The sequence below is a fragment of the Brassicibacter mesophilus genome, from assembly GCF_050433385.1.
In the GTDB taxonomy this organism is placed as follows: domain Bacteria; phylum Bacillota; class Clostridia; order Tissierellales; family Proteiniboraceae; genus Brassicibacter; species Brassicibacter mesophilus.
In genome coordinates this window covers 1-12902 of sequence record NZ_JBNPXI010000031.1, presented here as the reverse complement: position 1 = coordinate 12902, position 12902 = coordinate 1, and the positions used below count along the sequence as shown (strand labels likewise).

Genomic DNA, 12902 nt, shown 5'->3' with positions numbered 1-12902 from the left:
AAATTTCCCGGGGAATATCGCTGTTGTAGAATGTAAAAAAGTTTGATATTTTGTAAAAAAGTCTGATATTTTGCAAGAAAGTTTGATATTTTGCAAAAAAGTTTGATAAAATCACCTTTCTTAGAGTAGAATATATTCTAAAGAGGTGATTTTTTTATGTCGAAACGAAATAGAGACATAACACAAAATAGAATTGAAAGATTGATAAAGGAAGGAAGAGGTCAAGGTATAGGAAGAGATTATAAACCTTGTGTACACTCCCAAAAAAGTTCACCTACTAACAATAAAGTCCACCTAGAACAAATAAAGTTGACCTAAAAATCATGGATAGATATCAGTTTATCAGACTGAATCTTCCATGATTTTTTTATTTATGGACTGAAAAACAGAAGAACTATGGAGAAGAAAAAATTGAAAATAATATTGGTAAAACCATTGAAAATAAAGGGATTGAAGGATATGTTGATTTCTTGTATTGATTAATTTTATTGAAAAACAGAACAGAAAAAACCCCAATCTTAACCCTTATTTCTTGATCCTTATCCCTGTACTTTCGGTCAACTTTATTGTAATTTTTAGAGCCAAGATTTAAGGAAAAAGGCTCAAGAAAGAGCCTGTTTTTCGGTGAACTTTATTGTAATTTTGAAAATGAAAAATTGATAAAAAATGGGCTGAAGGGCTGATGGGAAAAGGGGTTGAGGGTGGTGGTGCTTTTAGGTGGAGTTTTTTTGTATTATACACCTTGGATATTGATTCAGGATGTTCCATCGCTAGGAAGAGCAACAAGATTAAAAGGAATTAAAACTAGTCGACAGCATGAGTTTCTTTCAGATTTAGAGAGAAACTATTTTTACATTCTTGAATATTCGGATACTGTAGTTGATATTAGAGAGCAATTTCCTTTATTACCATTAGAAGAAACAGTACTTATTGCAAAAGAATTAGGGATAAAGCATCCTACAGATCCAAAAACAAGCGAGTATACAGTTATGACTGCAGATTTTCTAGTTACTACAATTAGAAACGAAGAATTGATAAATGTAGCTAGAACTATAAAAAGTAAAGAAGATTTAATAAATAAAAGAACTTTAGAAAAATTTGAAATAGAGAGAAGATATTGGGAAAAACAAGAAGTAAATTGGGGAATAGTTACAGAAAATGAAATAGATAAAACACTTGCTCAAAATATTTCATACATGCATTCTTATTATAATGATTTGTATGAACTAGATAGTTTCATAAGCATAGAAAAAGAAGTGGTAGATGATTTGGTGATAAATTACATAGATAGAATAATAGGAGAAAGCGTAGATATAAGGAAAATATCTAAGTGCTTTGATAAGGATTTTAGCTTAAAAAGTGGAACGGGATTATCTATTTTTTACTATTTGATTATAAGAAAAATAGTAAAAATTAATATGCTTGAAGAGTTAAACCTATCCAAAGTAAAAGATATAAGGATAGATTGGAATTTTCAGAAGGAGATGAAGATTATATGATTTTGGTAAACTCCGTCCTTCAAAATGTAAAAACAAAAGAAAGAATAAGAATTATATCTCAGGATGAAGATGATAATTCAGTATATGTAATCAGTTTAGAAAAAAACACATCAATGCCTATGAAAGTTGACATACCTTCATTACAAGCTGAATTAGAAAATGATTTATTAATAAAGATAATAAACCCTTATTTAAAAAATATAGATGAAGAATCATTAAATGAAAAACAAAAAGAAAAAAGAGATAATGACTGGCTATTAATAAACAATATTTGGAATGATCATAAAGAGAAATTATTAAATAAAAGAATTAGAAATGAATTTTTAAAGAAAGAAGCAATTAAATTAGGAGTAACAGATATTAAACTAAAGAGAATATTAACTAGATTTTGGCAAAGAGGAATGAATAAAAACGCTCTTCTTCCAGATTATATAAATTCAGGGGGAAAAGGTAAAAATAAAAAATTAAAATTAGATAGCAAAATAGGTAAAGCTAAAAAAACTGATTATAATGGAGAAATCATACAAGGAATAAATGTAACAGAAGATATAAAAAAAATATTTGAAATATCAATAAATAGATTTTATAGACGGAAAGAAAAACTAAGCTTAACTGAAACTTATAACTTAATGCTTAGAGAATTTTTTTCAGATAAATATTATGAAGATGGACAAGAACAATATAAAGTATGGGATAAATCAAGAATACCGACTTATTATCAGTTCTACTATTGGTTTAGAAAACTACAAAACATAGAAAAAGATATATCATTTAGAATAAGCGACAAGGAATATAATTTGAAACATAGACCTTTATTAAGTAATTCTACAATAGAAACGAATGGACCAGGAACAAGATTCCAAATAGATGCAACCATAGCAGATATTTATATAGTAAGCTCACTTAACAGAAATAGAATTATAGGAAGACCTGTTGTATACGCAATTATTGACGTGTATTCAAGGCTAGTTACAGGAATATATGTAGGTTTAGAAGGACCTTCCTGGCTTGGAGCTATGATGGCTTTAGATAATATGATAACTGATAAGGTTGAATTTTGTGAAAGGCATGGAATAGAAATAACCGAAGAACAGTGGCCATCACAGTACTTACCAGAAATTATAATAGCAGATAGAGGTGAATTTGAAGGCTATTCAGTAGAAAATTTAATAAATAATTTGAATATTAAAATAGAAAATACTTCACCTTATCGTGGAGATTTAAAGGGTATTGTTGAAAGAAGCTTTAGGACGGTAAATGAGAAAATAAAGCACAAGACCCCAGGGGCTATACAAAAAGAGTATAGAGAAAGAGGAGACAGAGATTATAGATTAGATGCAACGCTTACTTTAGAAGAATTTACTCAAATATATATAAAAATGGTTTTACATCATAATCATAAAATGAAAGTTGACTATCCTGTAGATAAAGATATGATATCAGATGAACTAACTCCAACACCTATTAATCTATGGAATTGGGGAATTGAAAATAAAAAAGGAAGGCTTCGAGTTGTAGATAGGGATATTATGAGACTAAATATACTTCCTAAGGGAAAAGCCAGTGTATCAAGAGCTGGACTTAAATTTAAAAACTTGTACTATAGTTCTTAAAAAGCAGTAGAAGAGCAATGGTTTATAAAGCCTAAGTTTAGATGGGCTGAATTAGTATATGATCCAAGAAATATAAATCAAATATATATTCCGCATGAAGATGGTAAAGGCTATAAAATGTGTTATCTTCTAGAAAAAAGCAGACAATATAAAGATCATTTACTTGAAGAAATAATATTTCAACAAGAACTAAAGGAAGAGTTAATAGACAGGGAGTCAATTCAACAAACTCAACTGAACATAGATTTAGATAAGGAAATAGAACATATAGTAAAAAAAGCTGAAAAGAAGAGAAAAATAACTGTTGTTGAGACTACTTCTAAAACTAGGAAAATAAAAGGTATAAAAGAAAATAGACAACTCGAAAAGGAATTAAATAGAATAGATGAAGCTTTTGAAATCGGCAAAAAAGAAAATAAAGAAGGTATAATTAAAGAATTTAATAAGAAAACAGAAAAGAAAGAAGAGCAAAAGGATATAAGACATGAAATGATAATGAGTAAATTAAGAAAGAAAAGAGATGAGAGTCTTGGAAAAAAATAAGATAACTCCTTTATTAAAGGGGAGAATTGAACTAGCATGTTATAAGGAACAAGAGATAATAGAATATGCTAACAATCCATTCATAGAAGCTCTACCTCCTATATTTTCAGAAGATGATGTATTGGAGCAATTTACTAGATACCCAATAATAGATGATATTGAAAAAACTAAAAATAGAAATTTAAGGCATCATATGATAAAAAGAATAAAAAATTTTATACAGCCATTACCAGATCATTTCATAATAGAGAATAAGCTTTCAACGCTGATAAGAAGGGGATATCTTGCAAGAAATCCATTAGATAAAACCTATTTTGAGAGATTGAAGATACTAAATGATATCCATTCTATGAAGCAAGAAGAAAGAGAATCTATGTTAAATAGAAATATGGAACATATACGTTCTACGGCCGATAGTCTTTCTGTAATAGGGATCTCAGGAATAGGTAAAACTACAACAATAGAAAGATTATTACTTATGTATCCACAAATTATCAAACATGAAGAGTATAAAGGAAGGGCATTAAGTAGAACACAAATAGTATGGCTAAAAATTGATTGTCCATATGATGGCAATCTTGCTACCCTTTGTAAAAGCTTCTTTAAGACTATTGATGATTTACTTGGGACTAGATACCTTGAGAAATACGGATATTTGAATAGGATAACATCTTCAATGATGCTGCACATGACATCCTTAGCAAGCATGTATGGAATAGGAATTTTGGTGATAGATGAAATACAGCATTTGATTAACTCAAAGAATGACCCTGATGAAATGCTTAACTTTTTTGTGACCTTAACTAATACTATTGGAATACCAACTGTTTTGATAGGAACATTTAAAGCACTTAAAATATTTAAAAGAGATTTTAGGCAGGCTAGAAGAGCAGGAAGTGAAGGAAATATTATATGGGATAGAATGACTAAAAATAGCGATGAATGGGATTTTTTTATAGAAACCTTATGGGGATTTCAATGGCTAAAGAATAAAACTGAGTTAACTCAAGAGATTAAGGATTTTTTCTATAATGAATGTCAGGGAATAACTTCAGTAGCAGTGAATTTATTTATACTTACACAAGAAAGAGCTTTAAATACAGACAGTGAAAAAATAACTAAGCAAATTATAAGTAAGACTTCTAAGGAAGATCTTTATATGATACAACCAATGATAAAAGCACTTAGAAATAATAATAGATTAGAAATAATGAAATATGAAGATATTTCTATAAATTTAGATGAAATAATCTTTAAGCATAAAAACAATTTGCAATTAACAGGTAAAATTAAGGAAATGGCTAAAAATCAAGAAAAGCTATTTGAATTAAAAAGAAATAATATTGCAGAAAATCTAATAATAGATATGAATGAATTAGGGATATTTGATGAACTTACTGAAAATGAATTAGAAAATTTAGTGAGGAAGGTTGTTGATAGATTTGGTATAGATGATAATTATAATAATATTAAATCAGATGCTATAAGGAAGGCTTTACAGTTAAATGAGAAGAAGAAAGATATTAAAGATAAGAATAAAAATGTATTACGCGAAAAAAAAGATTTAAGAAATCTATATGAATCTGCAAAAAAGAAAAAGGTTCATGTATATGAAGTATTAAAAGAAAATGGATATATTAAAAATCCTTTAGATGAATTTTTAAAGGTGGAATAAAATATGCTTACTTTTTTTACAGATCCTTATAAAGATGAGCTTCTATATGGAGCTATTGGGAGATACCACTATTACGTTGGGAATATAGATTACAAAGATACTTTAAGAGAGATTTTTGAAAATGAAAGTGTAATCCCAAGCTTAGAATTATGTGGTTATTTAGATGGAGTTTCAAAAAATCTAGGCGAGAAATATACACCTGACTACATTATAAATAATCATACTATATTTCCTTTCTATGCGCCTTTTATGCCTATATGTAGAAGAAAAGAATTAATAAATGATATGAAAAATAAAGACGGAAAAGGGTTATATACTAAAATAGGTATGGTGGCAGGTTCTGTGTGTAAAAAAGAAGGCATTTACTACTGTCCTATGTGTTCTAAAAATGAAATTAAGAAATATGGAGAGGCATATATCCATAGAGAGCATCAATTACAAGGAGTATTTTTATGTCCAAATAATGGGGTTAAGTTAAAAAGGTATAAAATAGATAGGGCAAATTTAAGTAGATTAGAATTTATAAGATTAAATGAAAAATTACTAGACTTAAATGTTGAATATGAAAATAATGAAGATATCTACAGAAAGCTATTAAAAATATCCGAAACTGCTTATTACATACTAAATAATAATCTTTATCATTTAAATAAAGATATTCTAGCTAAAAAATATAAAGAAAATCTTTATTCTAAAGGGCTATTATCTGTAAATAAAAGAGTAAAGCAACAAGAATTATATGAAGAATTCATCAAATTTTATGGAATTACCTTTCTTGAAGTAATGGAATCTAGTATAGATAAGAATGATGAATATAATTGGCTTAAAGTTATAACAAGAAATTCAAAAAGAACAGTACATCCTATAAGGCATATACTATTAATAAATTTTTTAGTTGAAGATATAGAAGAATTTTTTAGGTCAGAAGAAATAGATAAATATAATCTATTTGGAAAACCCCCTTGGACATGTTTGAACCCTGTAGCCGAGCACTATAAAAAAGATGTAGTTGAAAGTTTAGTGATAACAGCTGATTATAAAACTAGGCTTCCTGTTGGGACATTTCTATGTAATTGTGGATTTACATATTCAAGAAAAGGACCTGATAAAGATATAAAAGACAGGTATAAAGTAGGTAGAGTTAAAAAATTTGGTCATGTATGGGAAGATACATTAAAGGGATATTTACAGCAAGGGAATTATTCACTTAAAAAGTTAGCAAAAATTATGCAATGTGATCCTAAGACCATTATAAAGTTTGATAAAAAACTGAATATAAACTATTTTGATACTTCTATTATTAGGATAGAAAAGCCAAATATTAAAAAGCAAAATAATAATATAGATATACAAGACTATAAAGAAAATATATTAAATATCATAAATAAATATCCTAATTACTCAAGAACACAAATAAGAGAGCTCTGTAAAAAGGAGTATTCATATCTTTATAAACATGATGGAAATTGGCTTTTTAAAAATCTGCCTCAAGGTATCGATAGAAAGAATATAGATTATAAAAGCAATAAAAGAGTTGATTGGGAAAAAAGAGATGTTGAAGTACTAGAATCTATAAAGCAACAATATAAGGGTTTATTATTAAGAGAAAAGCCTGTAAGAGTAACTAAAGGAAACCTATGCAAAGGGGTAGGGATACTTCCTATTGTTGAAAAGCAATTGGATAAACTTCCAGGAACAAAAGAGTATTTAGATAGTATTCTTGAATCTGTAGAAGAATTCCAGTTAAGAAGAAGTAAACTGATAATAGAAAAAAAGGTTGAAGCAAAAGAAAGATTAAGACTATGGGAAGTGCAGAGATTAGCAGGAATTAAAACAGAAGACTTTAGTAAAATAAGAACTAATCTTGAAGAATATATAGACAGGGGGTATAAACATTAGTATAACAATAGAAAATAAAATAATTCAGAAAAATTGGCCTTTTAGACCAGAAGAAAAGGTGAAACTTTATTGGATAGATAAACCATATAAATTAGATGACAAGTGGGCAATAGATGCTTATTTCATAAGTGACAAATTTTCAAAAAAGATTACTCTTGATTGGGCTTCAATCCATTTTCTAGCTTTTGGGAGATATTATACTAATGAAAATTTGAACAATAGCCAAATACATAAAAACGCAGCTATTGAAGATTTAAATTTAAATAAGGTCAAATTTAATTTAACACAAGATTTTTTAAATATAGAATGTAAAGAGATAAAAACAGAAATATTTGTTGGATATAAAAATGGAATAGAGTATAGAATACCTGCATTAGAAATAATAAGAGCTGTTATAGCTACAAACAGATTTTTATTAAACAGAATAGTAGAAATAGATTCCTTTACCAAGTATTTTGTTTATAAATATGACGATGAAAACAATTTATTTATAGATTTTTTTGATGAATATGAAAGAAAACTCTTGAGTGGAGGTTATGTAAGACATTTAGCTTGGATTTTAACTAATGAAAACGTTTTAATGATGTTTAATGAAGTAGGAAAATCTTTATGGCTTGAAGGGAATATAAAATACAATTTTTTATTTAAAGAATTTGATATTAAAGCTAGAATACATAAAGATAAAAAAGTAGTGAGGATTTTAGAAATAATGGAATTTAGAAGTAAGAAAATAAATGCTAATGAAATATTTATAGGTTCAAAATATATTAATGAAATAAATGTGAGTAGTGAACCGAAGCTTAGGAAATATAAAAGTTTAAACATAGTTGATGAAAAGATGCTAGATGCTAAAATAGATGGAGCTAACAATGTAGAATCTGATTTTATAAATTCACTAAATACAAATCACATATACTGTAGCAATACCAAAATAAACAGAAGAAAAAAAGGAAAAAGGATTTTAAGAACAAAAGAAGATAAGAATACTCAAACTTATGAAATAGAAAATGATAAATTAAGGACTACAGCAGATACAGGTGGACTGGATAAAGCTAAAGGACTTGAATATAAAGATATTGATGATGTTGAAATAGAAGGAGAATTAGAACAGTTTGTAGAAATATTAAAACTAATAAGAAAAAAGCCAAATATTAAAGATGTACAAGTTATAATAGAAAATCTGCCCGAAGGTAAAAAAGGCAAGCGATTTGCTTACCTGTCTGATAGATTGAATAAAAGAAAATATGTGATTGGGGAAATAAGTACAAATAATAAAAGATATAATTTAATAGAAATAGAAAGACAGAATAGATCTTTATCAATATTACTGCTATATTCTAGTAAAATCGTTAATTGGAAAAAAGTATATTTGTCTATATTATTAGGATTAGTCAATAAAAGTGGTGCTTGGGATTTCAGTATAATAAATAAGATGCAGAAAATAGGTATATCTTCTGATAGAATAAGACATATATCGGACACTAGAAGTATAACAGAAAAGGCAGAATATATATATAATAAGTTAAACATATAAAAATATACTAGACATAATGAGTTTAAGTACAAAACGTATCTTGTAGGAACATTTTATTTAAAATAAAACGTTCTGTAACAGTTGTAAGTTTGAGAGGAACCAATTAGGCTTATAGAATATGGTGTTAAAGTATTAATTCATTTGTATATTATATTAGGTTTTACTTAAGGGTATTAATTCCATAGTATTCGTAAAATTAAATATATTTTTCTATATTACAATGTGTTTCATAATTTACTAATGTGATTGGGGGGGTAAAATTGAAAGAATCTGTAGCATTTAAACCAAGAGCAAGGCTTATGTCTCAACTAGGTGAGCAGTTAATAAAGGATGAGAACATTGCGGTTTTAGAATTAATAAAAAATTCTTATGATGCTGATGCAAAAGAGGTTAAAGTGACTATGCTAAATTTAGAAAATCCAATAACAGGTACTATAATTATCGAGGATAATGGAGATGGAATGTCTTTAGATATAGTAAAAAATTATTGGATGGAGCCTGGAACTGATAACAAGGAAAAAAAATTACAAGATATGATAAAGAATAATAGACGTAGCAAATTAAATAGATTACCTATGGGAGAAAAAGGTATAGGTAGGTTCGGTGTACATAAGTTAGGCAATAAGATTACTCTAATAACTTGTTCAGAGGGTGAAAATGAGGTTTATTTACAAATTGACTGGTCAATATTTAACTCTAGTAAATACCTAGCAGATGTCCCTATAGAAATTATAGAACGCACTCCTATTCAAAAATTTCTAAACAATAGTTCCAAAGGGACTAAGATTATCATTGAAAAACTAAAAACAACTTGGACTAGAGGAAAAGTGAGAGAGTTATATCGTTCAATGAACTCTTTAAATTCACCATTTAAAGCAATAGATTCATTTAAGGTTAGTATGGATATTGACAAAAAAGAATGGTTGAAGGGATTACTAGAATATAAGGATATTAAGGACTATTCATTGTTTAAAGCTAATATGGTACTATCAGGCGATAAGATAAGAGATTATGAATATCATTTTAAGCCTTGGAAATCCATGAAAAAACTTGATGAAAGATATAACAGAGTCGATGAAATTGATATGGTAGATGAAACTAGAGTTAGAACGGATAAAGGGAAATTTAGGAAGGAGCTTATCCCCATAGATTTAAATGATTATAAAATAGGGGATGTGGAAATAGAGCTACTAAGTTTTGATTTGGATTCATCTATATTGAAAATGGAAGTAACGGATAGAAGTGGATTAAAAGAATATCTAAGAATTAATGGAGGAATATTTGTTTATCGTGATAATATTAGGATTTATTCGTCAGGAGAAAACGATTGGTTAGACTTAGGACGAAGCCGAGTAAATGCTCCTGGAGAGAAATTAAGTAAGAACTTAGTATTAGGAAGTGTTAATATAAAGCGTAATGCCAGTTCAGATTTAAAAGAAAAAACAAATAGAGAAGGTTTTATTGAAGATGAGACATACGATATATTTAAGAAAGCAGTTAGCTTTGCAGTAGAAAAATTTGAAAGAGATCGAGCACAGGATAAACTACTAATAAAACAATACTATGGGAGTACATCAAAATCTGAACCTGTTATAGCAGAAGTAGATAAACTTAAAAAGAAAGTAGAAAAAAAGATATCTGATGAAGAGCTAAAGAAAGAAATATTTGGATGTTTAAATAATATTGAGAAAGATTATAAGCATATTACAGAAGTTTATCAGAAAAGTTCAAGTGCAGGATTAAGTATGAGCGTAGTTTTACATGAAATTGACAAGATAATTTCTGAGCTTGAGCATGCTATTGTCGTAGAGCAAGCATCGGAACATGTACATTTTTTAGTAAAGAGGCTAGGTACTTTAACAGATGGATATGCTTCGGTTGTAAAATCAAAAACAATAAGATATTTTGATTTAAAGAAAATGATAAATCAATCTTTATTTATGGTGGATTTTAGATTATCAGCTCATGAGGTTACTATTGATAAGCAGTATATAAATAAACAGGATAGTTTTAAAATAAAAGGAAATGAAAGTCTTATTGCAAGTATTATAATAAATATTATAGATAATGCAATATGGTGGCTTCACTATGCTAAGATAATCAATAAAAGAATATATTTTGATATTACACGTGATATACTAGGATATCTAAGTATAATCATTGCAGACAATGGAAAAGGTTTTACCATACCAACAGATATTGCAACAAGACCATTTATAACAGATAAACCAGGGGGTATGGGTTTAGGTCTTCATTTGGCAAGTGAACTAATGAAACAACATGGAGGAGATCTTTTTTTTCCAGAATTTAATGATCTACAATTACCAGATGAATATGAACATGGAGCAATAATAGCTCTTTCGTTTAAGGAGGAATAAAGCAATATGGGAAATATAGATATCTTTGACAAAATTTTTATAATAGATGATAAATATGAAGAAGTACTTCCGATTATTAAAGTATTGGGAAGTCGAGGAATTTCTTCGATATATTGGAATGGAGATTTAGAAACGAAACCTAAAGAACCTTTAAAAGGTATAAGGCTAGTAATTTTGGATATGCGCTTTTCGTATGTTACTGACTCAAGAACTATAACTACAACTTTGTATACATTATTAAAATATGCTATTAGCAACGATAATGGTCCATATATTCTATGTATATGGAGTAAACATGATAGTGAATATTTAAAAGATTTTAAGGAAGGACTTGAAGAGGCATCTGATGTTCCTCAACCATACTTAATACTTAATATTGAAAAAAGCAAGTTTGTTAAAACCATTAATGAGAAAAATGTGGTATATGATGAGATAGCTACGAGTTTAGCCTTTGAAGATAAACCAGAGTTAAAAGAGGAAATACTTTCTATATTGAAAACTACAGGGATACATGAGTCTGTAGAAACAATTGATCTAGATGAAGATATTATTGAACAGCTAAGTACCAATTTAGATGAAAAATTAAAAGAAATTAATTCGCTATCTATTCTACTTTTATGGGAACATTTAGCAAATAAATCTATTAATAACTTAGTTAAAGAAATTGCGAATTTCTCTGAACTAGATGGGACTTGGGATAACAATATTAAAACTTTAATTCAACGCTTAGCAACTGCTAATGCCGGAAAATCTCTAGGCGCTACTACAACAGAATATATTTTAAATTCTTTATCGGCATTGAATTATATGTTACCTGATGAATTACTCAATCAATTAATGAAATATTCTATAGATGAAGACAGATTTAAATTTATAAGTAACCCTGCTATAATAAAAAATGTAGATGATGAGATATTTTCAATTTCAAAACCTAAGAAAACATTTATTGTTAAAAAAGGTAACAGTGATTATAAAGTATTTAAAAATACAGCAGATATATTAAATTTTGAAGAAAAAGATAGACAAGTATGCAGAGAACTATATGACAAATATTTAAAACTTTTAGGAAATAGTAATTTTAAGTTGTTATGTGAGAGGAAGGAATCTGTTAATATTAATAAGCCAGGAAATTTATATAAAGTTGAAGATGGTAAATTTTTGGAACAAATAAGCCAATCAATATTTAAAGAAAAAAGTAAAGTAGATTTAAGAAATGCTAGCTTGGTAAAATTAGATATATCTTCTTCTTGTGATTATGCTCAAAACAAACTTAAAAGAGTCCGGGTGTTATTTGGGATTAAGATTAAAGATACGTATTTTGCTGATATTGCTGATACTGAGGATATATACTGTACACCAGAACTAAATATAGGTGATGGTGAAACTTTTAAAATAGTGTTTAACTTTCATTATATTACTAATGAAAGTTATAATAATTTAATAGAAACGGATAAACTTTTTTCATTTAGAGAGTTACTATTAACGGAAATAAAGCATACACTTTCTTCATATATATCAAGAGTAGGAATTATAAATTTATAGAAAAAAGCTGCCAAAAAAGAAGGCAGCTTTTGATGGTTATTTGACTTATTAGCAAATTTATGATAATTATGTTTACAATCTTGAATTAACCTGGTATGCTTTATATATAAAGATAATGTTATAAATAGGTAATTGCGAAACTCATGATTAAAAGAGGTGTAGAAAGAACCTATAGATGTAGAAGTGAATTTTTAAATGTAAACTAATGTGTTTTATGCA

At 27.9% G+C, this 12902-nt stretch carries 9 protein-coding genes; all 9 read left to right on the top strand.

Annotated features, from left to right (window positions below; translation table 11 throughout):
• The first annotated feature begins 156 nt into the window (after positions 1–156).
• The 9 genes from HNR33_RS20575 to HNR33_RS20535 all read left to right on the top strand — a co-directional run bounded on the left by HNR33_RS20575 (position 157) and on the right by HNR33_RS20535 (position 12683).
• A complete protein-coding gene (locus HNR33_RS20575; protein WP_429087349.1) occupies positions 157–318 on the top strand; it encodes a hypothetical protein in 162 nt (53 codons plus the stop codon).
• Positions 319–701: 383 nt separating this feature from the next.
• Positions 702–1499 carry a TnsA endonuclease N-terminal domain-containing protein gene (locus HNR33_RS20570; protein ID WP_429087347.1) on the top strand — a complete coding sequence of 266 codons (798 nt, stop codon included), beginning with the start codon at positions 702–704 and terminating at the stop codon, positions 1497–1499.
• The gene (locus HNR33_RS20565; protein WP_429087345.1) at positions 1466–3112 is read left to right on the top strand and encodes a hypothetical protein; all 1647 of its coding nucleotides are present in this window, start codon (positions 1466–1468) and stop codon (positions 3110–3112) included. The genes HNR33_RS20570 and HNR33_RS20565 overlap by 34 nt, the downstream gene beginning before the upstream one ends.
• A gap of 117 nt (positions 3113–3229) precedes the next feature.
• Positions 3230–3655 (top strand): hypothetical protein, encoded by a 426-nt coding sequence (locus tag HNR33_RS20560; protein ID WP_429087343.1) that lies wholly within the window; start codon positions 3230–3232, stop codon positions 3653–3655.
• On the top strand, positions 3642–5330 hold the full coding sequence (locus HNR33_RS20555; RefSeq protein WP_429087341.1) for an ATP-binding protein: 1689 nt from the start codon (positions 3642–3644) through the stop codon (positions 5328–5330). Before HNR33_RS20560 ends, HNR33_RS20555 begins: the two co-directional genes overlap by 14 nt.
• Before the next feature lie 3 nt (positions 5331–5333).
• On the top strand, positions 5334–7229 hold the full coding sequence (locus HNR33_RS20550) for a TnsD family Tn7-like transposition protein (protein WP_429087339.1): 1896 nt from the start codon (positions 5334–5336) through the stop codon (positions 7227–7229).
• Between the two features lie 58 nt (positions 7230–7287).
• Positions 7288–8763 (top strand): Tn7-like element transposition protein TnsE, encoded by a 1476-nt coding sequence (locus HNR33_RS20545; RefSeq protein WP_429087337.1) that lies wholly within the window; start codon positions 7288–7290, stop codon positions 8761–8763.
• Positions 8764–9023: 260 nt separating this feature from the next.
• Positions 9024–11141: an ATP-binding protein gene (locus tag HNR33_RS20540; protein WP_429087334.1), complete on the top strand. Its 2118-nt coding sequence runs from the start codon at positions 9024–9026 to the stop codon at positions 11139–11141.
• A 6-nt stretch (positions 11142–11147) separates the two neighbouring features.
• On the top strand, positions 11148–12683 hold the full coding sequence (locus HNR33_RS20535; RefSeq protein ID WP_429087332.1) for a hypothetical protein: 1536 nt from the start codon (positions 11148–11150) through the stop codon (positions 12681–12683).
• Positions 12684–12902 lie beyond the last annotated feature (219 nt).

Excerpts from the sequence above, each read along its gene's own strand:
- HNR33_RS20575 (WP_429087349.1), top strand. The coding sequence starts at position 157 with ATGTCGAAACGAAATAGAGACATAACACAAAATAGAATTGAAAGATTG.
- HNR33_RS20560 (WP_429087343.1), top strand. The coding sequence starts at position 3,230 with ATGTGTTATCTTCTAGAAAAAAGCAGACAATATAAAGATCATTTACTT.
- HNR33_RS20550 (WP_429087339.1), top strand. The coding sequence starts at position 5,334 with ATGCTTACTTTTTTTACAGATCCTTATAAAGATGAGCTTCTATATGGA.
- HNR33_RS20535 (WP_429087332.1), top strand. The coding sequence starts at position 11,148 with ATGGGAAATATAGATATCTTTGACAAAATTTTTATAATAGATGATAAA.